Here is a 24,626-nt window from a genome sequence, read left to right as displayed (position 1 = left end):
TGGAGGCAATAATAATATGAACAAGCGAATAAATATAGCAATTGACGGTCCAGCAGGGGCCGGTAAGAGTACAGTTGCAAGAAAAGTAGCAGATAACCTATCTTTCCTTTATATTGATACAGGCGCAATGTATCGTGCATTAACGTATAAAGCTATTGAGAAGGACATTGATTTAGAGAATGGTCCTCTTCTTAAAGCCCTTCTAGATGATACAGTGATCGACCTACAAGTTGGTGAAAGTGAACAGCTTGTCTTGGTTGATAACATGGACGTAACAACAGATATACGTTCTTATGCTGTCACGAACAATGTTTCCTTTGTAGCAAGACAAAGTGAAGTAAGATTAGAAATGGTAAAGAGACAAAAGATGTTAGCTGATCGTGGAGGCGTTGTAATGGATGGACGTGATATCGGTACACACGTTCTTCCTGAGTCAGAGCTTAAAGTATTCTTAAGTGCTTCTGTAGAAGAAAGAGCCACGCGACGATATAATGAACTTATTGGAAACGGGACTGAAGCGGATTATGACCGTATCAAGGATGAGATTGCTTTAAGAGATAAGCGTGACACTGAGCGAGAAGTAGCCCCTCTTGTAAAAGCGGACGATGCCATAGAAATTGATACTACGAAGATGACAATTTCTGAAGTAGTGGACCAAATTTTACAATTAGCAAAAGAAAGGGCATGATCAAGTGAGCTTATACGGAGTAGGAAAAGGCTTATTTCATTTTTATTTCAAGGTATTCAATCGTGTAACAGTTGTTGGTCGTGAGAATATACCCAAAGACAAAGGGATTCTTCTTTGCTCAAATCATATTAATAACCTTGATCCGCCGCTAGTAGGTGCCATGTTTCCTAGAGATGTTCATTTTATGGCTAAATCAGAATTGTTTACCATTCCGGTACTAGGTAAATTGATTCATAAGGTTGGGGCTTTTCCGGTAAAACGAGGAATGAGTGATAAACAAGCTCTAAGAAGTGGAATGAAATTTTTGAAAGATGGCGGTGTTGTCGGCTTGTTTCCGGAAGGTACGAGAAGCAAAGATGGCGAATTAGGCGAGGGGCTTTCTGGAGCAGGTTTTTTTGCATTACGTCCAGAAGTGATGGTCGTACCGTGCGCAATTAAAGGATCTTATAAACCGTTTGGCCGCTTGAAAATCGTGTACGGAAAACCAGTTGACTTATCGCCGCTTCGTGAAGAACAGGGAGCAGCTAAAAAAGCCACTCAAGCTATCATGAAAGAAATTCAAGATCTTATTGAAATTCATCATAAATAATTCGATATTGTTAAAAAATTTAAATAAATGTGTCAGGATACTTGACAAATCCGTCATTTTTAGTGAAAGTTAGAGGAAAGGGTGCTTAACTTTTCAATAAATTTCTTTCGCTATAAGTGGAAGACTTTTATAAATCATATCGAAAAGTTTTATTTCTTTTGGATTGAAGGAGGAGTTTGTCAATGGGTGAAGAGATGAATCAGGAAATGACTGAGTTCAAATCATTCGAAATCGGAGAAGTGGTGACAGGTAAGATCTCCAAGGTTGAAGAAAAACATGCATCAGTAGATGTAGGTTTTAAAGTTGATGGAGTGCTGCCAATCAGCGAACTGTCAAGCCTTCACGTCGAAAAGGTTAGCGACGTGCTCTCAGAAGGTGATGAAATAGAAGTTAAAGTAATCAAAGTTTCTGAAGATGAGCTAGTGCTTTCTAAGAAAGCAGTCGAAGCTGATCAAGCCTGGGATGCTCTACAGGAGAAGTATGAAAACTCCGTTGCATTTGATGTTGAAATTGCAGACGTAGTTAAGGGCGGCCTTGTGGTTGACCTTGGTGTTCGCGGATTTATCCCGGCTTCTCTTGTAGAAAGACATTATGTTGAAGATTTCTCAGATTACAAAGGCAAAAACCTGAGCGTTAAGATTGTGGAATTTGATCCAGAGAAAGCAAAAGTGATCCTGTCACATCGTGCTGTTCTTGAGCAAGAGGCGGATCATAAGAAACAAGAAACGCTAGCATCTCTTCAAGCAGGACAAGTTGTCGAAGGGACAGTTCAACGTTTAACCGATTTCGGTGCTTTTGTAGATATCGGTGGAGTGGATGGCCTCGTTCATATTTCACAGATGGCTCATCATCGTGTTGAAACCCCATCTGAAGTTGTAACAGAAGGTCAACAAGTGAATGTTAAAATTCTTTCTGTTGATCGTGACAACGAACGTATTTCACTATCCATTAAAGAAACACTCCCGGGACCGTGGGAAGAAGTAAAAGGAAAACTTAGTACTGGAGATGAAATCGAAGGCACAGTGAAGCGTTTAGTTAGCTTCGGTGCATTCGTAGAAGTTGCTCCGGGTGTAGAAGGGCTTGTTCATATTTCAGAAATCTCGAACAAGCATATAGGAACTCCTCAAGAAGTTCTTTCAGAGGGAGAAACAGTTCGAGTGAAGATTTTGGATGTTAATCTTGATGAAAAGAGAATCTCATTAAGCATCAAAGTCCTCGAAACTGAACAAGTATCAAATGAAGTTGAAGAATATCAAAAAGAAAGTGACGGCAACTCGCCATTCTCTCTTGGAGATATGATCGGTGATCAGCTTAAAAAGTACAAATAAGTAAATGAAATCCTCTCTGCATTCATGCAGAGAGGATTTTTTTGATTTTTTAGATAGAAGGAAACGTATTAATCCTGTCCATTTCGTTTTCGAGCTTGGTCTGGTCCTTCAAGCATTGCTGCTCCATTATGCGAAAGCGACTGATCACGATCAGACTCTACTCGTTTCGATTTCTTAAGTTTTCTTTCCTGTCGATCTTTTCCCATCATTTAGCCTCCCTTCAACTGAACCTTTTCTTATCATGAAAAAAAGCTTCGAAAGTTATTCATTTACTTTTTTTAAGTCTATCTCTCATGAAAACGTCCCATACTGATCATAATGAGAGGAGGTAACGGAGTGGATGGGGCGATTTTTATTTGGTTTGTATGGATGGGAGTTGTCATCACAGTCTTTTTTCAAAAGCCATCTTTAGAAAGGACTGGGTCAGCGTTCTTAATGTTAGTGGCAATATGTGTCGTGAATAAAACCGTCATCCTGATGGGTTTTTCTGTAGCTGTTTTACTATTGCTTGCCTATGTTTGTGGATATCTCCTCTGGATAAAGAACGGTGTAAGAACGGTATACGCCATGATATTACTCATTATGTTAACAGCAGCTTATACTTCGATTCAGTTATTTGCCATATATGATCCTGTTTTTACTTACTTGTATACGAAGTGGTCGGTTGCCGCAATTCTTTTTATTATTATTCATCTAACACTGAATGGTTTTGCAGAGAGATGTTCGTTATTAATTCTTAGTATCGTTCATGGTGAGGTTATCTTAACAATGATTTTTCGAGGAATGGGTTTTGAGCGAACTGCTGGCGAGTTAGCTTCCTTCGATGTAATGGCCATTTCGATTATGGCAACATGGATCTGGTCCTCCTTTGTGAAATTAACAGTTCTTCTAGAGAAAACTGTCAAAAAACATCAAGAAAGACGGGGATATTCATGAATGAGTATACAATACCAATTGTATTTGGCGTGATAGCTGGTACGCTTGCGAGAATTTATATGTTTCGAACAGATTATAGGCAATACCCTACTTATCCACATGGTATGATTATACATCTCGCGCTTGGTTTTATTGCAGCTTCACTCGGGGCTCTCGTCGTTCCATCAATTATGGAGCAAGAATTTACAGCGGTGACATTCCTAACCCTAGCTGCATCGCAATTTCGGGAAGTACGCAATATGGAAAGAAAAACATTAACTGAAATGGATTCACTAGAGCTTGTCCCTCGTGGAGCGTCCTATATAGAAGGAATAGCTGTAACCTTTGAAGGGAGAAATTATTTAGTCATTTTCATTTCATTTGTCACGTCATTTGCTTATCTTGCAATAAATGTTTGGGCTGGATTAGTTGCTGCATTTCTTGCTTTTTTAGTAGCCAAAAAATACATGACTGGAAGTAAACTCGGAAAAATTGCGAATATTGAACAAAAAGAAGTTAAATTTGAAGGTGCAGGGCTATACGTTGATAACATCTATATTATGAATATTGGCATACCAGCGAGACAAAAAGAAATTTTAGAACATGGACTTGGATTTACGATTTCTCCAAAGAATTTTGATGCGCGAATGACGATTGGTAACCTCGGACAAAGACAAGCCATCCTTCATGACCTTGCTATATCTCTTGGAGTATACCGGGATTCAGGAACGCCTGCATTAGTACCATTAATTAAACGAGATTTGGACGATGGTCGAATTGGAGTTTTTATTCTACCTCAAAATAAAAGCGTGGATCTTGCCATGAAAGTCATTTCTCAAGTACCAACTCTTGAAAATGCGATAAGGATGCCTACGGAAACGAAGAAAAAAGGAAGTGACTCATCATGACTATTGAGAAAGCGATACTTGCAACTGTTACACTATCATTAGCACAGGCCCCCGTAGGAGCGAATGTGTTTGTATGTGAATCTCAAGATGAAATGGACGGCGTAGCCGCTGATCTTGAAGCTATACTAGATGGAATTGCTCATAAATTGAGCAATGGTGTTTATATTATTGTGAAGCATTAGCAAGTTTTCGAAGAGAAGTTACCAAGTTTCATTTGATCGTCTGTTGTTCATTGGTTGCTTTTTTGATAAGATATAAAAGCTATCGAAGACTATGCCCTTCTTATAGAGGAGGGTTTTTTACAATGAACTCCTGGAAAGTTTGTCCACGACTTTCTGGTTTCAAGCTTAGATAGTCTTTTAGAAAGGGCGTGCATAAAATGACAAAACCAGTTGTCGCAATAGTAGGTCGACCGAATGTTGGGAAATCGACCATTTTTAATCGTATAGTAGGAGAAAGAGTATCGATTGTAGAAGATACTCCAGGAGTAACAAGAGATCGTATTTATAGCAAAGGTGAATGGCTGAATCGTGAATTTAATATCATAGATACAGGTGGTATTGAAATAGGTGACGAACCATTTCTTTCTCAAATTCGTTATCAGGCAGAAATTGCAATAGACGAGGCGGACGTTATTATTTTCATGGTTAACGGAAGAGATGGCATCTCGAATGCGGATGAAGAGGTTGCAAAAATTCTTTATCGTTCCAATAAACCTGTTGTATTAGCTGTAAATAAAGTAGATAATCCTGAACAGCAAACGTTGATTTATGATTTCTATGCTTTAGGATTTGGAACTCCATTTGGTATTTCAGGTTCACATGGTCTTGGATTAGGTGATCTTTTAGATGAAGTCTTTAAATCATTCCCTGAAGTAGCAGAAGAAGAATATGACGAAGGAACGATTAAATTCTCATTAATTGGTCGTCCGAATGTTGGAAAATCATCGCTTGTTAATACGATTTTAGGAGAAGAGCGAGTGATTGTAAGTGATATTGCTGGTACAACTCGCGATGCTATTGACTCCATGTTTACTCGTGATGAACAGGATTATGTCATTATTGATACTGCTGGCATGAGAAAGCGTGGAAAAATTTATGAAACGACTGAGAAGTACAGCGTTCTTCGTGCAATGCGTGGGATTGAACGATCTGACGTCGTTTTAGTTGTGATTGATGGAGAAGAAGGCATTATCGAGCAAGACAAAAAAGTGGCGGGGTATGCTCATGAAGCTGGTAAAGCCATTGTTATTGTCGTAAACAAATGGGACGCAGTTGAGAAAAACGATAAGACGATGAGAGAATTTGAACAAAAAATTCGTGATCATTTCTTATTCCTTAGCTATGCACCGATTGTGTTCTTATCTGCCAAAACAAAGCAACGTCTTCATACATTGTTACCAGTTGTTAACACTGTAGCTGATAACCATGCCCTTCGTGTGAAAACGAATGTTTTGAATGAATTAATTATGGATTCCGTTGCAATGAATCCAACACCAACAGACAATGGGAAGCGCTTGAAAATTAACTATGCGACGCAAGTGGCTGTTAAGCCGCCTACCATCGTATTATTTGTTAATGATCCGGAACTGCTTCATTTCTCTTACAAACGCTTTTTAGAGAATCGTATTCGTGAAACATTTGGTTTCCAGGGGACTCCTTTACGAATTCTTGCACGTAGAAAAAGCGAATAATTAAGCTTGTTTCATTCGGGGGAACCTTGCTAATACAAAGGGGGAAATGAGATGATCGCGATCCTGATTTGCATTGCTGCTTACTTGCTAGGATCAATTAGTTTTAGTTATTTAATTGCAAAAGTCGTGAAGAAAATAGATATTAGAGATCACGGAAGTGGCAATGCAGGAGCGACAAATACACTTCGAGTGCTAGGGACTGGCCCAGCGATTGCTGTTCTTGCACTTGATGTAATAAAAGGCATACTTGCCGTCTGGTTAGGGTATTGGTTCACTAGTGAACCAATCGTTCCTTTCCTTGCGGGAATTTGTGCTATCTTAGGTCATAACTGGCCAATCTTTTTTGGATTCCGCGGAGGGAAAGGCGTTGCTACTACGATAGGAGTATTCGCAACAATTGCGTTTTTTCCAGCACTTTATGCTGGTATCATCGCTATTATTGCTATTGTAGTAACGAGATTTGTTTCTCTTGGTTCATTGATTTTTGTAGTATTAACTCCAGCGTTTATTTTCTTACTTGGAGGGAATCCAGCTTCATATATTTTGTTAGGGACGATTCTAGCGATTCTTTCTGTCTGGAGACATCGAACAAATGTAAAGCGACTGTTCTCTGGTACTGAAAGCAAGCTCGGTCAAAAGGTCGAGCAGTAAGGAGGAAGTTCAATGGCGAAAATATCAGTTGTAGGTGCAGGGAGCTGGGGGACAGCCCTTGCAATTGTACTAGCAGATAATCAACATGATGTGACATTATGGGCAAGAAGAACAGATCTTGCAAATGAAGTGAATGAGAAGCATACGAATGAGAAGTACCTTCCTGGTATAGAATTACCTGAGGGGATTAGGGCTACCAGTTCCCTTGAAGAGAGCGTGAAAGAGGCTGAAGCTATCTTACTGGTTACACCAACTAAAGCGCTTAGAGAGGTTCTTCCTGAACTTAAGACATACCTATCAACACCGGTTACGCTCATTCATGCTAGTAAGGGAATTGAACCAGAAACATCCAAGCGTATTTCAGAGGTGATTGAAGAAGAAATCCCAGAGGATTTAAGAAAATCGGTTGTCGTTTTATCTGGGCCGAGTCATGCAGAAGAAGTGAGTCTTCGTCACCCGACGACAGTAACGGCCTCTTCTAAATCAATGACTCAAGCTGAGTATGTTCAGGATCTTTTCATTAACTCGAATTTTAGAGTATATACCAATCATGACATCATTGGTGTTGAGCTTGGTGGTGCATTAAAGAATATCATTGCTCTAGGGGCAGGTTTATCTGATGGCCTCGGCTATGGTGATAATGCGAAAGCTGCCCTCATCACAAGAGGCTTAGCTGAAATTGCTCGCCTTGGTGCAGCTATGGGTGCAAATCCACTTACCTTTATGGGATTGACAGGTATAGGTGACCTTGTAGTTACGTGTACAAGTGTACATAGTCGTAACTGGAGAGCCGGAAATCTTCTCGGAAAAGGAAATAATCTAGATGAGGTTCTCGAAAATATGGGGATGGTAGTAGAAGGTGTTCGGACTACGAAGGCTGCTTATTATCTTGCACAAAAACAGAACGTAGAAATGCCTATAACATCTGTGTTATTTGAAGTGCTATTTAATAACAAAGATGCGAAAGATGGTGTAGATCAACTGATGGGTAGGCTTCGAACTCATGAAACAGAAGATCTAACGTCATTGCTTGCGGACCGTTTTGAATTGAATCCAAAAGAACTCTAAATAGGCGAAGCACGAAGTATTCCTCCTTGCATACACTATGTTGAACGTTAATGGTAAGGAGGAAACTGCGTGAGCGATCTGTTCGATAACATAGAAAAGAAAACCAATGTGAAAAAGGAAGACATTTTTAAGTTAGCTAATTCCGTTCAGGGAGCAGATTTTACTGATGAGAAAACAGTGCGTAAATTAATTGCGAATGTTGCACGCGTTGCTAACGTAAATGTCACAAAAGAAAAAGAAGATCGAATCGTAAAGGCAATCGTAAATAAGAATATGCCGTTCGATTTGTCTGCTATTGCAAAAATTTTCAGTCAAAAATAAAGAAATTAGTAGAAACTTAGGCTAATCAACGATACCGCCTTCGATGTAAGACCATATACTAATAATGAACCATCAATGTGCAGAAGCATACTTCTTTAAGAAATTAGAATAGTCAAAGCTGAAGAAAAGCCCCTTTCTTCAGCTTTTTATTTGTCATTTTGGAAGCGTTACCTTTTAAATGAAGTACGCTGGAATGTTTTGAAGAGCTTTAATTAAGTAGAACCATTAAATTGTTGAAACCTTTAGAGGTAAATGGAGTAAAGATTTGATATAATGGTGGGCAGTGCAAACTAGATTTGTCATATTAGGGGGATTGAAATGTCACCAGCGTTAATTAAGATGTGGGTAGCACTTTCGGCACTAGGACTAATGTTTATAGCGGTTATGGCGATCATGTTAAGTCGCACGAAGCTTAAAGGTATTTTCCGAGTGCTTGTGTCAACCTTTGCATATATGTGTATGTTCGTTGCGGGGGTGCTCATGCTTCTCGTCGTGTTTACTGGACCTACTAACTAAATGAGTAAATTTCTAACTAAGGAATGAGTGTAATGAAACGTTTAGCTACTAAAGCTGTATTATGGACATGCCTTGTTACTCTACTGTCAGGATGCCTGTATCCAGAGAGTCAAAAAAACGAGAATCAAATTCCTTATACAGACCAAATTCAATCTGTTCAAACAGCAGTAGAGCAATTCCAAGAAAATAAGTCCATTCTTCCTATCAAAACAAGAGATCAGGAAACACCAATCTATCAGAAGTATCCAGTTGACTTCAAGAAATTAGTGCCCGCTTTCTTACAGCAAGCACCTGGGAATTCATTTGAAAGTGGTGGGGTATTTCAATATGTACTTATCCATGTAGAAGAAGAGCCTACAGTAAGATTAATTGATTTAGTCACTATTGAAAAAGTAAAAGATCTTCAGCTACGTATTAATGATTATAGAAGGAAAAAGAACTATCCACCATTCAAAGATGTTCTTGCAAAAGACCGGTATTCCATCGATTATGATGCGATGGGGATGGATGAAGAGCCGACTGTTAAAAGTCCATTTACAAATGAGCAACTTCCATTTTTCTTAGATGAAAAAGGTGATGTACATATTAATTACTCTAGCGACCTTACGAAGGCAATCGAAAGTAATCCAGATCACAGCTATGAAAAGGGCGATGATATCCGAGATTTGTTAGCAGACAATTCGTTTTATGTTCCTGTTGCTTCTGTTGCGTATACAATTGAAAATGATAAAGCTGTTTTTTTAGTGAAATAGGTATTTTCCCTCCTCTTTAGCAATACAACTATTAAAAAGAGGAGGGACTTTTTTATGGGCTTATTCAATAGAGGACGAAAAGTTTACTTAAAGCATCAAATCCTTTTACTGTGAACTGTCATATTTATTGGACAACATCATAGAATGGTAGTGTTCAAGAAAGTCTGCGGTCTGGAGTGAATCATTTCGTCCAATGAGGCGGAATTCAGGAGGCGATCACGTGGAGAGAGTAGATATCTTCAAAGATATCGCAGAGCGTACAGGGGGAGATATATACCTTGGAGTCGTAGGTTCTGTTCGAACAGGGAAATCAACATTTATTAAAAAGTTCATGGAACTAATCGTCCTGCCCAATATGGAAAGTGATTCTGATCGAACGAGGGCACTGGATGAACTACCCCAAAGTTCTGCTGGCCGTACCATTATGACGACTGAGCCTAAATTTGTACCAAATCACGCCGTTCAAATTCATGTGGAAGATGGTCTTGATGTTAATGTTAGACTTGTCGATTGCGTCGGATATGCAGTGCCTGGTGCTAAGGGATACGAAGATGAAGATGGGCCAAGAATGATCAATACACCATGGTATGAAGAGCCGATACCGTTTCAAGAAGCAGCTGAAATTGGTACAAGAAAAGTAATTCAAGAACATTCCACGCTTGGCGTCGTGATAACGACTGATGGATCCATTGGGGAGATCCCAAGACACGACTACCTTGAATCTGAGGAAAGAGTCGTGGAGGAATTAAAAGAAGTAGGTAAGCCATTTATTATGATTGTCAATTCTGCCCACCCACACCATCCACAAACGGAGGCATTAAGAGGAGACCTTTGTAATAAATATGATATTCCTGTTATTTCTCTTAGCGTAGAGACTATGACGGAGCATGATATTAACAATGTCATGAGAGAAGTGCTTTACGAATTTCCAGTTCTAGAAGTTAATGTGAACTTACCAAGTTGGGTAATGGTTCTCCACCAAGATCATTGGTTGCGACAGAGTTATGAAGAATCCGTTAGAGAGACTGTGAAAGATATTAAGCGTCTAAGGGATGTTGATCGTGTCGTAGGTCAGTTTGAGGAATTTGAATTTATTCAGGATGCTCGTTTAGCAGGAATTGAAATGGGGCAAGGAATAGCGGAAATTGATCTTTATGCTCCAGAAGATTTATACGATCAAATTCTAAAAGAGGTTGTTGGTGTTGAAATTCGAGGAAAGGATCATCTCCTCCAACTTATGCAGGAGTTTGCATTTGCAAAAGCTGAGTATGATCACGTCTCAGACGCTCTTCGGATGGTTAAACAAACTGGCTATGGTATTGCAGCGCCAGCGATTGAAGATATGAGCCTCGATGAGCCTGAAATCATTCGTCAAGGGTCAAGGTTTGGTGTCAGGTTGAAAGCAGTTGCCCCATCTATTCATATGATTAAAGTAGATGTAGAATCGGAGTTCGCACCTATCATTGGAACGGAAAAGCAGAGCGAAGAGCTTGTTCGTTATTTAATGCAAGATTTTGAAGAAGATCCGCTTTCAATATGGAATTCAGATATTTTCGGTCGTTCCCTGAATTCTATCGTGAGAGAGGGGATTCAGGCAAAACTTGGTTTAATGCCTGAAAATGCTCGTTATAAATTAAAAGAAACGCTCGAACGCATTATTAACGAAGGATCCGGCGGTTTAATTGCGATTATATTATAACAAAACCGACTCCAATACCTGGAGTCGGTTTTTTACGTTAAGTGGTTTAGAAAAACCGAGAATAGGGGTATTATCTATTTTAGTGAGTTGTTATGCTGAGTTAGCAACTCTTGAGTATATCTAACATTTGTCCATCTAAAGTGTTGAATTGCTTGAATTAACAGACAATAGAAAAGTCACCTTTAGAGCGTTTACAAAACGCTCATTTAGCAGATAATAGGTAAAAAACATTGAAAAATCGTTGAAATCGAGCTAAACGTATTGAATTCTTTCGCATCTTCGTATAATATAGGGCTTGCAAACGTACTAAACGTGCATTGCAACGTATAAATATTGGTCATTAAGTAAATGAATGTATTTATCCATCTCTCTTGAGAGGAGGTGAACAGAATGAACAAGACAGATCTAATCAATGCTGTTGCAGAATCTGCAGAGCTTTCTAAAAAAGAAGCGACAAAAGCTGTTGACTCAGTTTTTGATAACATTATGCAATCCTTGCAAGAGGGTGACAAAGTTCAACTAATTGGTTTTGGTAACTTTGAAGTCCGTGAGCGTTCTGCTCGTAAAGGGCGTAACCCTCAAACTGGCGAAGAAATCGAAATCGCTGCAAGTAAGGTTCCTGCATTTAAACCTGGTAAAGCCCTTAAGGATGCAGTGAAGTAAGAAATACATAGGGCCAAGAAGAGTCGCACATTCTGCGGCTCTTCTTTTTTGCTAACTTTTTCTCCATGTGCTAGAATCTTGATAGGTAATAAAGGCCCTGAATGGAGGAGTAAGAACAATGTACGAAGTTAATCATGAAAAAATACAAGAAGCAGTGAAAATGATCCTTGAAGCGATCGGTGAAGATCCTGAGCGTGAAGGATTGTTGGATACTCCAAAACGTGTAGCAAGAATGTACGAAGAAATCTTTCAGGGGCTGCATCAAGATCCAAAAGAGCATTTTCAGACTATTTTTGGAGAAGACCACGAGGAGCTTGTTCTAGTTAAAGATATACCTTTTTACTCAACTTGCGAGCACCATCTTGTTCCTTTCTTCGGAAAAGCGCATGTTGCCTATATTCCAAAAGGCGGGAAGGTAACAGGACTTAGTAAGCTAGCAAGAGCTGTTGAATCTGTAACGAAACGTCCACAGCTTCAAGAGCGAATTACATCTACGATAGCAAATTCGATGGTAGATACATTAGATCCACATGGTGTTATGGTCGTAGTTGAGGCAGAACACATGTGTATGACTATGAGAGGCGTTAAGAAGCCTGGTTCATCAACCGTTACATCAGCAGTAAGAGGCGTGTTTGAAAATGACGCTGCTGCACGATCTGAAGTACTTGGTTTGATCAAGGGCTAATCCTTTTAAGCGGAGTGATCGATATGAAGAGTGATAGCAACGATTTTTTTGTAATTAAAGCACTTGAAAATGGTGTGAACGTTATTGGGTTGACGCGTGGATCTGATACAAGATTTCATCATTCAGAGAAACTAGATAAAGGCGAAGTTATGATTGCCCAATTCACGGAGCATACATCTGCGGTTAAGGTGAGAGGAAAAGCTGTCATTCAAACAGAACATGGTGAAATAAGTACGGAAGAGTAAAGCAGGACATTATAACCTGCTTTTCTTTCATTTCAAAACCTTAGCCGTTCGTTTTAGCTAGAGGGTTATTGTGCTATACTAGGAATGAATACATAATTTATACTTTAACAATGAAAAAACCGACAAAATAAAGTATATGGAAAACGTAAGCTTTCGCAAAAAGACGCGGCTGGCTCACTTTTCTAATTGGAAGACATGTAAGGGGTATGGGATATGACAAATCCGAAAGAAAGTACACATAAAAAAATAGCAGGAGTTCGAGACATGCTTCAGTCTCGCCTATCCCATTCATATTTGCTTCGATTTATTGATTTTCCAGTTATTGATGAAGAGAAGCTATATGTGTTCTATGGCATATTAGAACAAGCGAAGCTCGAACATAAAAGAAAGCAGGATACGCTCCTGTCCATCATGCTTGTGCAGATTGCACTTGATACGCATGAATTAATCTCACTCGATAATATTGAGAACGAAAGTGAACGAAAAAATCGTCAGCTAACGGTGCTTGCTGGTGACTATTTTAGTAGCATGTATTATCATATTCTTTCTAAGTGGGGAGATAATGGTCTGATTCGTACTCTTTCAGAGGCCATTCAGGAAATAAATGAGGCAAAGATGGCTTTTTATCAAACGGACTATACATCAATTGAATCTGTCTTTGATAACATAAAGACGATTGAGTCTATATTAGTTCGGAAAGTTGCTGAACATTATGGTTTAAATAACTGGAGCAATTTTGGAACTCACTATTTTTATATGAACCGTCTTCTTGTTGAACGTAAGAAGGGGCTCATTCAATCTGGGTCCGATGTCCTTTATAAGATTGCTGCTACGCTTCTATCGGTTAAAGATGCGAAGCTTACAACCAATCAAGTTTCTAAAGTGAAAATTGTACTGGACTCTTATATTTCACATGCGAAGAAAGAGATGGATCAGCTACTTCATAACCATTCAGAGCTTCATCATCTGTTTCAGAAGCGATTTGAATATAATTGGGGTTTACTGGGCATACAGGAAAAGAAAATGGCGGAAGAGGGATAAAGAATGGCTTCATCTAAAGAAGAACGCGTTCACGACGTATTTCAAACCATATCAAAGCGATATGATGTCATGAATTCTGTGATTAGTTTTCAACGTCATAAAGCATGGCGTAAAGATACAATGCGACTGATGGACGTTCAGAAGGGAACAACAGCTTTAGACGTTTGCTGTGGTACCGCAGACTGGACACTGGCTATGGCAGATGCCGTCGGTAAAAGCGGAACGGCAATTGGACTTGATTTTAGCGAAAATATGCTTGAAGTAGGTCAAGTGAAAGTCAAGGAAAAGAAAAAAGATAATGTTACACTTCTTCATGGAAATGCGATGAATCTCCCTTTTGAAGATAATTCCTTTGACTATGTGACAATTGGCTTTGGACTCCGTAATGTACCGGATTACAATCAAGTTATTAAAGAAATGTTTCGGGTAGTAAAACCGGGTGGTCAGGTGGTTTGTCTAGAGACAAGTCAACCAACGATTCCAGTATTCAGACAGGTATATTATGGTTACTTTAAACACGTAATGCCGGTGCTAGGTAAAGTTTTTGCGAAGAGTTACGAAGAGTATTCATGGTTACAGGAATCAGCAAGCACATTCCCTGGACGCGATGAATTAAAGCAACTTTTCTTTCAAAATGGATTTAGCCGTGTAGACATAAAGCCATACTCAGGTGGCGTTGCAGCGATGCATAGAGGATTTAAGCCAATCAAACCATAAAAAGAGAACAGATATTTTGTGAAAATCAGTAAGGTGGATCTCATGAAATTAAAAACGATATACGCTTCTTTAAAAAAAGATTTATCTTTTATTGAATCCGAACTGGAGCAAACGGTAGATGCTCACCATCCTGTTCTCCGGGATGCTTCTAACCACCTATTAAAAGCTGGAGGGAAACGAATCCGTCCTGTTTTCGTTTTGCTCTCAGGTAAATTCGGGGATTATAATTTGCCACTTATGAAGAATGTGGCAGTGGCACTTGAACTTATTCATATGGCTTCTCTCGTACATGACGATGTGATCGATGATGCAGAAATGAGAAGAGGGGCTAAAACGATTAAAGCCAAATGGGATAATCGTGTGGCGATGTATACTGGTGACTATATTTTTGCACGAGCGATTGAGCTCGTTACAGAATTGAAAGAACCAGCTGCCAATACCATTTTATCTACTGCGATTCTTGAGATGAGCATAGGTGAAATTGAACAAATTCGTGATCAATTTAACTGGAATCAAAATGTACGAGATTATTTTCGGAGAATCAAGCGGAAAACCGCTCTACTTATTGCTACCTCTTGTGAACTTGGTGCGGTAGCAGCAGGTGCTTCGAAAGCCGAACAGCTTCATCTTAAAAAGTTCGGTTATTACGTAGGAATGTCCTATCAAATCACGGATGATATTTTGGACTACACAGGAACGGTTAAGCAGCTTGGAAAGCCCGCTGGTGGCGATTTATTACAGGGGAATATTACGTTACCGGTGCTTTATGCCATGAATCAAGGTAACAAGGAAGAAATCATGAATGTGTTCTCAGAAGAACTCTATGCTTCTCAGGAGCAAGTAAATCAAGTCATAAGCATTGTAAAGTCTTCTGGAGGTATTGAGCACGCACGGGACATTAGTGATCGCTATCTTCAAAAGGCGTTTCATGAATTGGATCAATTACCTTCGCATTCTGCTAGAACCTCACTTAGACAAATCGCAGAATATATAGGCAAACGGAAACATTAAAAAGGAAATGTTGTTATTTTTGCGAATATTTGATAGAATTTTGAAGGGCAGAAAAATGCTTTCTGCCCTATACATATAAAGTGTTGAAAGTGAGGAGATTTTTGTGGAGAAAACATTTCTAATGGTAAAACCTGACGGGGTTCAACGTAATTTAATTGGTGGGATTGTATCACGCTTCGAGAATAAAGGCTTTAATTTAGTGGGAGCAAAATTGATGACGGTTTCAAAAGACCTTGCAGAAACTCACTATGGCGAACATAAAGAGCGTCCATTCTTCGGCGAACTAGTAGATTTCATTACATCAGGTCCTGTCTTTGCGATGGTTTGGGAAGGTGAGAACGTCATCTCAACAGCACGTACAATGATGGGGGCAACCAATCCGAAAGATGCAAGTCCAGGAACGATACGTGGTGACCATGGAGTGCAAGTAAGTATGAATGTCATTCACGGTTCAGATTCTCCAGAAAGTGCTGAAAGAGAAATCGCTTTATTTTTTAATGAAAATGAACTAAATGAGTATGCGAAAACGATCTCAAAGTGGGTTTGATTTTTTACAACAAAATGAAAGCGCTTATATAAAGAATCCGGACAACTAGTCCGGATTCTTTTATTACATGAAATCTTGAGTTATAAGTTTGGAAATTGGAAACCTTTTTCGATTTCAATAGTATGGGCAATTCGAAGCAATAAACTATCGTTAAATTTCTTAGATGCCGCTTGAAGACCTACTGGTAAGCCTGAATGTGCTAAACCAACGGGTATTGATATAGCCGGGTGCCCGGTACAATTATAAAGCTGTGTCATCATCCAGTCAGAGATAGGGGCGGATGCTTTTCCGTTAATACGATCCGGTCCTTCGATCTGGTGTGAAAAAGCGGTTACCCCAACTACAGGAGAGAGTATGGCATCAAAACGATTAAGTTCTTTTTGGATGATGTTCCACACTTGTGTTCTCTTCATTTCAGTTTCTCTCAATTCTACTGCACTGAGCTTTCTGCCTGCTTCAATCATGTCAGAGACAGATGAGCTAAATTGAGATGGGAAACGGTCGTAAAGGGATCCGTAAGCAGACGCTAACCCCGCAAACCACATTTTATTAAAGAAAGAAATTAATTCTTCTAATTTCATCTCAAATTGGAAGGGGATTTTTTCTACTATAGCCCCTTGATCACGTAATATGGAAATAGCTTCTTCAATTGGGCCTAGAATCATTGGGTCATACGGGTATAACCCGAAATCCTCTGTATAGGCAAATTTCTTTCCTTTCACTCCCAGCTGCATTTCTTGTTGTAGGTTACTTTCTGGTACTGGAACAGAGTAAGGGTCATTTGGTTCGTAACCTTCCATAACCGATAGAAGTAATGCCGCGTCTTCGGTAGATCTCGCCATTGGACCATAATGTACAAAAGGCTGTGTGGTTCCGAAGCGATTGATCGGTGAACTATCGAATGGAATGCGGCCAAATGTTGGTTTGAGGCCGATAATGCCATTAAGACTCGAAGGAATTCGAATCGATCCGCCACCGTCACTTCCCTCTGCCAACGGAACGCATTTGCTTGCTACTGCAGCAGCAGATCCACCACTAGAGCCACCGGCCGTTCTAGATGAATCCCACGGATTTTTTGCTGGCCCAGCTAAAAGGTTATCTGTCGTACCTTTATGTCCAAATTCAGGAGTGTTCGTTTTTCCAATGATGATTGCACCAGCATCACGAATCCTTTTAACTATCGTTGGTTCTGATTGGGCAATGTGATCTTTAAAGATTGGAGAGCCAAAGGTAGTAAGGCGACCAGTTACGGGGGTGAGGTCTTTAAGGGCGATTGGGATTCCGTGTAAAGGACCACGCACACCACTTTTCATCAGCTCTTCCTCAGCTCCTTTTGCTTCTTTTAAAGCTTCTTCTTCGAAAATAGTGATAAATAAGTTGAATTTAGGATTTAATTGTTTTATTCGTTCAAGATGACTTTGCACTACTTCAACAGGTGAAAGTTCTTTTGTCATTATTTTTTTGGCCATGGATTGAGCGGTTAGGTTTGTAATTTCCATCTGTACACTTCCTTAAGTTAAACTATACCGTCAACTGTAACGAAATATGGCTCATGAGGCAATCAAGTATCGCTTTTAACCATAAACATAACGTGGTTAACAGTAGTAGTAAATAGGGGGTCTTAACAGAGAGGAAGAATAAAAAAATTGTGTTTTTTTAGTTAAATTATGTTAGGATATGCCCAACCATTATTGAAAAAGTTAAAAATAATTACACGAATTTTAGATGGTGTGATATAGTAGTACGTAAAAGCGCCAAAGCAAAATGGAGGAGATAGAGATGAGATACTTAACAGCAGGAGAATCACACGGACCACAGCTAACGACAATACTTGAAGGACTTCCTTCTGGTCTTGAGCTAGTAGCAGAAGATATTAATACAGAACTTGCGAGGCGCCAACTTGGATACGGGAGAGGTCGCCGTATGCAAATTGAGAAGGATCAGGTTCAAATTCTAAGTGGTGTTCGTCACGCGAAATCAACTGGTGCTCCAGTTGCACTTGTCGTAGAAAATAAAGACTGGACACATTGGAAAAATTACATGGGTGCTGAACCATTAACAAAAGAACAAGAAGAAAACATGAAGCGTCAAATCTCACGTCCGCGACCTGGTCATGCAGATTTAAACGGCGCTATTAAATACAATCATCGAGATATGAGAAACGTGTTAGAACGATCATCTGCTAGAGAAACAACAGTAAGAGTTGCTGCTGGAGCTGTAGCTAAAAAACTACTTAAGACACTTGGTATTAAGGTGGCTGGGCACGTGCGCATGATTGGAGGAATTGAGAGTCAATACGATGGTGGTATGTCTCTTGAAGAAATTCAGCGTGTTTCAGAAGAATCGCCTGTTCGAAGTCTTGATGAAGTAGCTGGTCAGAAAATGATGGAAGCAATTGATGATGCAAAGAAAAATGGCGACTCAATTGGTGGAATCGTCGAAGTTATCGTAGAAGGATTGCCTGTAGGTCTTGGAAGTCATGTTCACTATGATCGAAAGCTTGATTCGAAAATTGCTGGAGCTGTTATGAGTATTAATGCATTCAAAGGTGTTGAATTTGGAATAGGTTTTGATGCAGCAAAAATTCCTGGAAGTGAAGTCCATGATGAAATTCAATGGTCTGAGGAAGAGGGATACACACGTAAAACTAATCGCCTTGGTGGTTTTGAAGGTGGTATGACAACCGGTATGCCTATCGTTGTGAAAGGGGTTATGAAACCTATTCCAACATTATACAAACCACTGCAAAGTGTAGATATCGATTCAAAAGAGCCATTCCAAGCGAGTATAGAACGATCTGATAGCTGTGCGGTTCCAGCCGCAAGCGTTGTTGCTGAGAATGTTGTCGCATGGGAAGTAGCGTGTTCAATTCTTGATAAGTTTGGTCATGATCGTATTGAAGAAATTGCAGATGCGCTTGAACGCTTCAGGACATATAGCCGGGAGTTTTAAGGATGGACAGTATAACGATTGATACAAATGGGGGATGTTATTCTGTTCATATTGGAACTGGGATTCGAAACAAATGGAGAGATCTGATTGATTACGCTTCTTATTCAAGTTTTTTCATTATTACAGATGAAGCAGTTGAAGCAAAATATTTATCTTCAATTCAAGGACATGAGAATATCCGGACTTTCGTTGTTCCTTCTGGAGAAGAATCGAAATCTTTCGCTATGTACCATGAGGTAATGACGGCATTACTTAAAGCTGAGTTGGATCGAAAAGCCTGCATCATCGCTCTTGGTGGTGGGGTAGTAGGTGATCTAGCCGGCTTTGCTGCCGCTACATACATGAGAGGAATTGAATTTATTCAGATTCCAACTACGTTACTAGCTCATGACTCAAGCGTTGGTGGGAAAACAGGAATTAACCATGAAGTAGGTAAGAATTTAATTGGTGCCTTTCATCAGCCGTCAGCCGTTATTTTTGATACGGAGTGTCTAAGAACCCTTCCAGATCGTGAATGGCGTTCAGGATTTAGTGAAGTGATCAAGCATGCGCTCATACATGATGAATCGTTTTTACAATGGCTAATGGATAGAGGAAAGAAAGTTCAGGAATACACAGATGGAGAGCTTCAATTCATTATCAAGAAGGGTATTAGTGTCAAAGGCGCAATTGTGAAGGAAGATGAGCGCGAACAAGGAATCAGAGCTTACTTGAATTTTGGTCATACACTAGGTCACGCGATTGAATCAGAGCTTGGATATGGAAAAATGACACACGGAGAAGCGGTTGCTATCGGAATGATCTATGCCCTCAAATTAAGTGAGGAATATTTTCAAACAACGTTTCGTATGGATGAAATAACGAAATGGTTTCAAGATATCGGTCTTCCTACTGTAGTTCCGAATGAGCTTAGTATTCACCAATTAGTTGGCCGGATGAAGAAAGACAAAAAAGCGGAAAACAAAACATTACAATTTGTTTTATTAAAGAAGATCGGTCAGCCTGTTAAGGTGATGATAGACGATGAATCTGCCCTTGAACTGCTTCGAGCTAGTATGGAAGGGAGTGGAGCACATTGATTCGCGGGATTAGAGGAGCAACGACAGTTAACCTTAATGAAAAAGATGAAATTATTCATGCAACGACGACATTACTAGAACAACTAATCGAACATAATAAAATCGATCCTGCTATGGTGGCGTCCATTCAGTTTACGATGACTGGGGATTTAGATGCTGTATTCCCTGCAGAAGCAGTTCGAGCATTTAAAGGGTGGTCTAACGTTCCGTTGCTTTGCTCATCAGAAATCCCTGTTCAAGGAGCGTTACCGATGTGTATTCGACTGTTAATGACGGTGAATACAACAATTGACCAGGATGAAATTAATCACATTTACTTAGGGAAAGCTGTGTCACTTCGTCCAGATCTTGCGAGTTGACAAATGAGATTCATCATACTAGGATAGAAATAAGTTTTAGAGCAGAGGCACGATTAGGTATTACGAGTTGAGAGAGCAGAGAATAGGATAGTTGAGTTGAGGAGAGCTTAGAGGGATACGTTTATACACCCCCTGAGGTTATTAGGGGGTTTTATTATACCCTTTTTCGATATTGGTAACATTCAGACAATTGCAGTCTGTTATTTGTTATACCACATTTTTATCCTCGGATTACTCAGCTTTTCCATTCTCCATGACTAACAATGGAGAGGTGAGAAAGTTGACTTCAAATTATTCTTCTTTTCAAAGGGATTCCGAAACTTACGGGATGATCCCATTAATGAAGTCGTATTTCCTTGATACGACAACACCCATTCAGATTTTTCAAAATATAGGTAAACGAGCAAGCTTTCTATTAGAGAGTAGTGATCAAGAGTCAAGCTGGTCACGCTATTCATTTATAGGAGTAGATCCAGTCTATTCCCTGGTTGAACAAAAAGGTGTTTTCTCTGTTAATGATGTGGATGGGAATAGAATCCTTCAACGGAATGATTTCCAGTCAGGAGTAAAAGCGCTATTTGAATATTTAAATCCTAAGCTACCAGATCACGACTTCCCTTTTTATGGTGGAGCTGTTGGCTATATTGGCTATGATGCCGTTAGTCAATTTGACAAGATTCCAGTTCATCCTGACCGGGACGAAGATATGCCGTTAGTTCATTTTATGGTTTGTGAGAATTTATTAATCTATGATCATCATTTAAAGCGATTAACAGTTTGTCATCACGCCAGGGTAAAAGAGGCTTTAGATGTTGAACGAGTTTATACCGATGCTTTTTCGATTATGGAAGAACTTGTCTCTCTTGCATCAAAGCCTAATCAAGGTGAAGTGATGCTTCTTCCTGAAGATGCTTCACATGAGGTGGATTTCTCTGAAATTAAATCGAACTATGAAAAGCAGCAATTTTTAAATGATGTTAATAAAATAAAATCTTATATTGAAGAAGGGGATGTCTTCCAGGCGGTATTATCTCAAAGGTTTGAAAAAGATGTCACCATTGGAGGATTAGATCTTTATCGAGTTCTCCGAGTTATTAACCCATCACCATATATGTTTTATTTAAAAATGAACGATGTAGAAATCATCGGTAGTTCACCTGAGAAATTAGTTCAGGTACAAGATGGGAAAATTGAGATCGATCCAATAGCAGGGACGAGAAAACGTGGAAAAACAGCTCAAGAAGATAATGAGCTCGCTGAAGAGTTGCTTGAAGATGAGAAGGAACGAGCAGAACACTATATGCTCGTCGATCTTGCAAGAAATGACGTTGGGAGAGTAGCGGAATACGGAAGTGTTTCAGTACCACAGTTAATGGACATTGGACGCTTCTCTCATGTGATGCACATTATTTCTAAAGTAACAGGTGTTTTGGCACCTCGATTTACTAGTTTAGATGCGGTAGTAGCCTCCTTTCCTGCAGGTACAGTTTCTGGTGCGCCAAAAGTAAGGGCGATGCAAATATTGAACGAGCTTGAACCAACTTCGCGATCCATTTATTCAGGAGCTATTGGATATATAGGATTTGATGGCAATGTTGATTCATGTATCGCCATTCGAACAATGGTGATCAAAGACGGTACAGCATACGTGCAAGCAGGAGCAGGGATCGTAGCTGATTCCGTACCTGAGAGCGAATGGGAAGAGACGCGAAATAAGGCGAGTGCTCTTATTAAAGCGATTCAGGTAGCGGAAGCCATTTTCGACAAAAAGGAGGAGCAGCTAAATGTTTAAAGAACAATTAAGCAGAATGATGGAGGGGCACACGCTGGCTGAATCCATAGCAGAACAGGTCATGGATGTTATTATGGAAGGAAGAGCGAATGATGCACAAATTGCTAGCTTCCTAACCATTCTCCAAATGAGGGGAGAAACGGTTGATGAATTGACTGGGTTTGTTCGCTCCCTTCGAAACCATGTTGTTCAGCTTGATCATGGCGGACTGCCGCTAATCGATACTTGTGGTACAGGAGGGGACGGCCACTCTACCTTCAATATTTCAACTGCTTCAGCCATACTCGTATCTAGTCTGGGTGTCAAAGTTGCGAAACACGGTAATAAAGCTGTTTCCTCTAAGAGTGGTAGCGCAGATGTTCTTGATGAGCTCGGTATCCCTACACAATCAAGTCGTAGCGAAGCTGTTGCAACTCTGAAGGAAAGAAACATGTGTTTCCTATTTGCTCCGAATTACCATGTAGCTATGAAGCACGCTGTAAGTGCTCGAAAAGCGATTGGTTTTAGAACGGTTTTTAATAGCCTGGGGCCGCTAGCAAATCCAGCCGGTAGTCAGTCACAGCTAATTGGTGTTTATAGTCATGACAAAGCATTGAAAATGGCGAAAGCATTAAAGCGTCTAGGAACAAAACGCGCTTTACTGGTGACTGGTGGGGAAGGAATCGATGAGTGTTCTATTTCAACTTACACTGATTTTGTCGAATTAAGAAATGGTGAGATCATGACTTATCGCCACACACCTGAAGAAGTTGGTCTATCAACAGGTAACGCTCAGGATTTAGTGGTCAACACTTCAAAAGAAAGTGCGAGTTTAATTGAACGAATTTTTAACGATGAAGGAAATGAAGCTAGCACTGGAATTGTTCTCTATAATGCTGGAGCAGCTCTCTACCTTGCAGGAGCGTGTGCAACTATTAAAGAAGGTGTGCAGATGGCTAAAGAAGCCATTACGAATGGAACTGGTCGAAAGCAACTAAATGCATTAAGCGCAAACAAGGAGTTGAATGTTCATGCTTGATCAAATTATTAAAGTGAAGCACGAAGAGATGGAACGGTTTATTATGCCGGATGATGAAAAAGTGACAAATGTTTCATTTGTAGGAAGTTTGCGTAAGCCAACCCATGAATTAGGATTGATTGCAGAAGTGAAAAAAGCCTCTCCTTCAAAAGGTATTATCAACGCCAACTTTGATCCTCTAGAAGTAGCTAAAGCTTATGAAAAAGCAGGAGCGGATGCCATTTCTGTTTTAACGGATGAGTCATTCTTTATGGGGGCAAATTCCTTCCTAATAGAAGTTAAAAAGCACGTGTCTTTACCGGTTTTACGGAAAGACTTTATTATTGATAAAAGACAAATTGAAGAGAGTAAACGTATTGGTGCAGATGCTATTCTATTAATTGTGCGAGCGCTTGGCGCAACAAAGACCAAGGAATTTTATGATTATGCTTCAAATTTAGGATTAGAATGCCTTGTTGAAGTACATTCCAAAGAAGAGCTTGAAGCGCTTACTGATCACTTTACTCCAGAAGTCATAGGAATTAACAATCGGAATCTCGCAACATTTGAAACGTCTACTAAACAAACACACTCACTCAGCCAGTATATTCCTCAGTCAACATTGATGATTAGCGAAAGCGGCATATCAACTTACGAGGATATTAAAGACGTGAAAAGTGCGGGAGCGAAAGCCGTACTAGTAGGTGAGGCCCTTATGAGAGATGGTACTTATGAAAAGGGAATTAAGCATTTGTTTGGTGAAACAGTTCATGAGAAAGCCTGAACTTAAGCTGTGCGGTAATCGCTCGTTAGAGGATTGGGAGAGCGTAAGAGTGAGCGGTGTCCCATATGCAGGATTTATTTTTGCAAATAGCGTACGTCGCGTTACGGATGAACAAGTTAAAGGTTGGTTAAGTGATTATCCACCGCTGAATGATACGAAAATTGTAGGGGTGTTTGTGAACCCGGAATTAGAAGAGTTAGCGCAAACGGTAAGTGAAGTACCGCTTGATATTCTCCAACTCCATGGTAATGAAACACCAGCTTTCGCGGCCAAGATTAAACAAATGACAGGGAAAACGATTTGGAAAGTGATTCATCATGGCAAAAGATCTCTAGATGAAATGAAACGGTACGAAGGTATCGCTGATGGATATATCGTTGACACCAAACTACCTGGACAATGGGGAGGAACCGGAAAACGATTTGATTGGGATTCTATCCCGTCATATCAGGCTGAAGCGGCTGAGCAAAGGGTGCCTTTATTTGTAGCAGGTGGAGTAAAGCCAGATAATGTTCAAGAATTGATAAGCTACCATCCAGATGGAATAGATGTATCAAGTGGAATCGAAACCGATGATAGGAAAGATAAAACGAAAATGAACACCATAATCGAAAGGCTGGGATAAC

At 39.9% G+C, this 24,626-nt stretch carries 29 protein-coding genes; 27 read left to right on the top strand and 2 right to left on the bottom strand.

What is annotated here, in order from left to right; all coding sequences use genetic code 11:
* Nucleotides 1-16: 16 nt before the first annotated feature.
* From cmk to rpsA, 3 genes are all read left to right on the top strand, one after another.
* Nucleotides 17-688, top strand: a complete 672-nt coding sequence (cmk, locus tag AC0VYJ_RS13100; protein ID WP_194221946.1) for a (d)CMP kinase — start codon at nt 17-19, stop codon at nt 686-688.
* 4 nt (nt 689-692) lie between these two features.
* A complete protein-coding gene (locus tag AC0VYJ_RS13095; RefSeq protein WP_430246185.1) occupies nt 693-1,277 on the top strand; it encodes a lysophospholipid acyltransferase family protein in 585 nt (194 codons plus the stop codon).
* Nucleotides 1,278-1,459: 182 nt separating this feature from the next.
* Nucleotides 1,460-2,605 (top strand): 30S ribosomal protein S1, encoded by a 1,146-nt coding sequence (rpsA, locus tag AC0VYJ_RS13090; protein ID WP_226613796.1) that lies wholly within the window; start codon nt 1,460-1,462, stop codon nt 2,603-2,605.
* A 68-nt stretch (nt 2,606-2,673) separates the two neighbouring features.
* Here the strand turns inward: rpsA and AC0VYJ_RS13085 are convergent, their stop codons facing one another.
* Nucleotides 2,674-2,811: a YpzI family protein gene (locus tag AC0VYJ_RS13085; protein WP_430246187.1), complete on the bottom strand. Its 138-nt coding sequence runs from the start codon at nt 2,809-2,811 to the stop codon at nt 2,674-2,676.
* Between the two features lie 130 nt (nt 2,812-2,941).
* Between AC0VYJ_RS13085 and AC0VYJ_RS13080 the strand changes: the two genes are divergently transcribed.
* The 17 genes from AC0VYJ_RS13080 to ndk all read left to right on the top strand — a co-directional run bounded on the left by AC0VYJ_RS13080 (nt 2,942) and on the right by ndk (nt 16,037).
* Nucleotides 2,942-3,541 (top strand): YphA family membrane protein, encoded by a 600-nt coding sequence (locus tag AC0VYJ_RS13080; protein WP_430246190.1) that lies wholly within the window; start codon nt 2,942-2,944, stop codon nt 3,539-3,541.
* Entirely contained in the window at nt 3,538-4,428 is an 891-nt protein-coding gene (locus AC0VYJ_RS13075; RefSeq protein ID WP_475365382.1) for a YIEGIA family protein, read from the top strand. Before AC0VYJ_RS13080 ends, AC0VYJ_RS13075 begins: the two co-directional genes overlap by 4 nt.
* Nucleotides 4,425-4,610: a capping complex subunit for YIEGIA gene (locus tag AC0VYJ_RS13070; protein ID WP_226613787.1), complete on the top strand. Its 186-nt coding sequence runs from the start codon at nt 4,425-4,427 to the stop codon at nt 4,608-4,610. Before AC0VYJ_RS13075 ends, AC0VYJ_RS13070 begins: the two co-directional genes overlap by 4 nt.
* 197 nt (nt 4,611-4,807) lie before the next feature.
* Complete coding sequence (gene der, locus AC0VYJ_RS13065) at nt 4,808-6,121, top strand: ribosome biogenesis GTPase Der (protein WP_430246194.1); 1,314 nt, start codon at nt 4,808-4,810, stop codon at nt 6,119-6,121.
* Between the two features lie 51 nt (nt 6,122-6,172).
* Complete coding sequence (gene plsY, locus AC0VYJ_RS13060; protein ID WP_283154049.1) at nt 6,173-6,772, top strand: glycerol-3-phosphate 1-O-acyltransferase PlsY; 600 nt, start codon at nt 6,173-6,175, stop codon at nt 6,770-6,772.
* A gap of 12 nt (nt 6,773-6,784) precedes the next feature.
* Entirely contained in the window at nt 6,785-7,840 is a 1,056-nt protein-coding gene (locus tag AC0VYJ_RS13055; protein WP_475365381.1) for an NAD(P)H-dependent glycerol-3-phosphate dehydrogenase, read from the top strand.
* Between the two features lie 69 nt (nt 7,841-7,909).
* Nucleotides 7,910-8,161 carry a stage VI sporulation protein F gene (locus AC0VYJ_RS13050; protein WP_194221936.1) on the top strand — a complete coding sequence of 84 codons (252 nt, stop codon included), beginning with the start codon at nt 7,910-7,912 and terminating at the stop codon, nt 8,159-8,161.
* A gap of 318 nt (nt 8,162-8,479) precedes the next feature.
* Nucleotides 8,480-8,677, top strand: coding sequence for a DUF2768 domain-containing protein (locus tag AC0VYJ_RS13045; protein WP_194221935.1), 198 nt, complete (start codon nt 8,480-8,482; stop codon nt 8,675-8,677).
* A 32-nt stretch (nt 8,678-8,709) separates the two neighbouring features.
* Complete coding sequence (locus tag AC0VYJ_RS13040; RefSeq protein ID WP_194221934.1) at nt 8,710-9,429, top strand: hypothetical protein; 720 nt, start codon at nt 8,710-8,712, stop codon at nt 9,427-9,429.
* Between the two features lie 220 nt (nt 9,430-9,649).
* Nucleotides 9,650-11,128 carry a stage IV sporulation protein A gene (gene spoIVA / locus AC0VYJ_RS13035; protein ID WP_194221933.1) on the top strand — a complete coding sequence of 493 codons (1,479 nt, stop codon included), beginning with the start codon at nt 9,650-9,652 and terminating at the stop codon, nt 11,126-11,128.
* A gap of 390 nt (nt 11,129-11,518) precedes the next feature.
* Nucleotides 11,519-11,791, top strand: a complete 273-nt coding sequence (locus tag AC0VYJ_RS13030) for an HU family DNA-binding protein (RefSeq protein WP_048309232.1) — start codon at nt 11,519-11,521, stop codon at nt 11,789-11,791.
* Nucleotides 11,792-11,909: 118 nt separating this feature from the next.
* A complete protein-coding gene (folE, locus tag AC0VYJ_RS13025) occupies nt 11,910-12,476 on the top strand; it encodes a GTP cyclohydrolase I FolE (RefSeq protein ID WP_194221932.1) in 567 nt (188 codons plus the stop codon).
* Between the two features lie 23 nt (nt 12,477-12,499).
* On the top strand, nt 12,500-12,721 hold the full coding sequence (gene mtrB, locus AC0VYJ_RS13020; RefSeq protein WP_098443979.1) for a trp RNA-binding attenuation protein MtrB: 222 nt from the start codon (nt 12,500-12,502) through the stop codon (nt 12,719-12,721).
* Between the two features lie 213 nt (nt 12,722-12,934).
* A complete protein-coding gene (locus tag AC0VYJ_RS13015) occupies nt 12,935-13,762 on the top strand; it encodes a heptaprenyl diphosphate synthase component 1 (RefSeq protein WP_430246200.1) in 828 nt (275 codons plus the stop codon).
* A 3-nt stretch (nt 13,763-13,765) separates the two neighbouring features.
* On the top strand, nt 13,766-14,479 hold the full coding sequence (locus AC0VYJ_RS13010; RefSeq protein WP_475365380.1) for a demethylmenaquinone methyltransferase: 714 nt from the start codon (nt 13,766-13,768) through the stop codon (nt 14,477-14,479).
* A gap of 42 nt (nt 14,480-14,521) precedes the next feature.
* A complete protein-coding gene (hepT, locus tag AC0VYJ_RS13005; RefSeq protein ID WP_430246204.1) occupies nt 14,522-15,490 on the top strand; it encodes a heptaprenyl diphosphate synthase component II in 969 nt (322 codons plus the stop codon).
* A 103-nt stretch (nt 15,491-15,593) separates the two neighbouring features.
* Nucleotides 15,594-16,037 carry a nucleoside-diphosphate kinase gene (gene ndk, locus AC0VYJ_RS13000; protein WP_194221928.1) on the top strand — a complete coding sequence of 148 codons (444 nt, stop codon included), beginning with the start codon at nt 15,594-15,596 and terminating at the stop codon, nt 16,035-16,037.
* Nucleotides 16,038-16,117: 80 nt separating this feature from the next.
* Here the strand turns inward: ndk and AC0VYJ_RS12995 are convergent, their stop codons facing one another.
* Nucleotides 16,118-17,536: an amidase gene (locus AC0VYJ_RS12995; RefSeq protein WP_430246207.1), complete on the bottom strand. Its 1,419-nt coding sequence runs from the start codon at nt 17,534-17,536 to the stop codon at nt 16,118-16,120.
* Nucleotides 17,537-17,816: 280 nt separating this feature from the next.
* Between AC0VYJ_RS12995 and aroC the strand changes: the two genes are divergently transcribed.
* The 7 genes from aroC (at nt 17,817) to AC0VYJ_RS12960 (ending at nt 24,625) form a co-directional block, all read left to right on the top strand.
* On the top strand, nt 17,817-18,989 hold the full coding sequence (gene aroC, locus AC0VYJ_RS12990; protein ID WP_194221926.1) for a chorismate synthase: 1,173 nt from the start codon (nt 17,817-17,819) through the stop codon (nt 18,987-18,989).
* Between the two features lie 2 nt (nt 18,990-18,991).
* Nucleotides 18,992-20,068 carry a 3-dehydroquinate synthase gene (aroB, locus tag AC0VYJ_RS12985; protein ID WP_475365379.1) on the top strand — a complete coding sequence of 359 codons (1,077 nt, stop codon included), beginning with the start codon at nt 18,992-18,994 and terminating at the stop codon, nt 20,066-20,068.
* On the top strand, nt 20,065-20,427 hold the full coding sequence (gene aroH / locus AC0VYJ_RS12980) for a chorismate mutase (RefSeq protein WP_430246211.1): 363 nt from the start codon (nt 20,065-20,067) through the stop codon (nt 20,425-20,427). Before aroB ends, aroH begins: the two co-directional genes overlap by 4 nt.
* 340 nt (nt 20,428-20,767) lie before the next feature.
* On the top strand, nt 20,768-22,219 hold the full coding sequence (trpE, locus tag AC0VYJ_RS12975) for an anthranilate synthase component I (RefSeq protein WP_242057404.1): 1,452 nt from the start codon (nt 20,768-20,770) through the stop codon (nt 22,217-22,219).
* Nucleotides 22,212-23,237 (top strand): anthranilate phosphoribosyltransferase, encoded by a 1,026-nt coding sequence (gene trpD / locus AC0VYJ_RS12970; RefSeq protein WP_430243076.1) that lies wholly within the window; start codon nt 22,212-22,214, stop codon nt 23,235-23,237. The genes trpE and trpD overlap by 8 nt, the downstream gene beginning before the upstream one ends.
* Nucleotides 23,230-24,000: an indole-3-glycerol phosphate synthase TrpC gene (gene trpC, locus AC0VYJ_RS12965; RefSeq protein ID WP_475365378.1), complete on the top strand. Its 771-nt coding sequence runs from the start codon at nt 23,230-23,232 to the stop codon at nt 23,998-24,000. The genes trpD and trpC overlap by 8 nt, the downstream gene beginning before the upstream one ends.
* Nucleotides 23,987-24,625, top strand: a complete 639-nt coding sequence (locus tag AC0VYJ_RS12960; protein WP_194221921.1) for a phosphoribosylanthranilate isomerase — start codon at nt 23,987-23,989, stop codon at nt 24,623-24,625. Before trpC ends, AC0VYJ_RS12960 begins: the two co-directional genes overlap by 14 nt.
* The last annotated feature ends 1 nt before the right edge of the window (nt 24,626 follow it).

The sequence above is a fragment of the Anaerobacillus sp. 63XJN7_5_ISO-PGPR-S23-430 genome, from assembly GCF_056173695.1.
The sequence above is the reverse complement of the archived record's forward strand: the minus strand, read 5'-3'. Positions and strand labels throughout refer to the sequence as shown.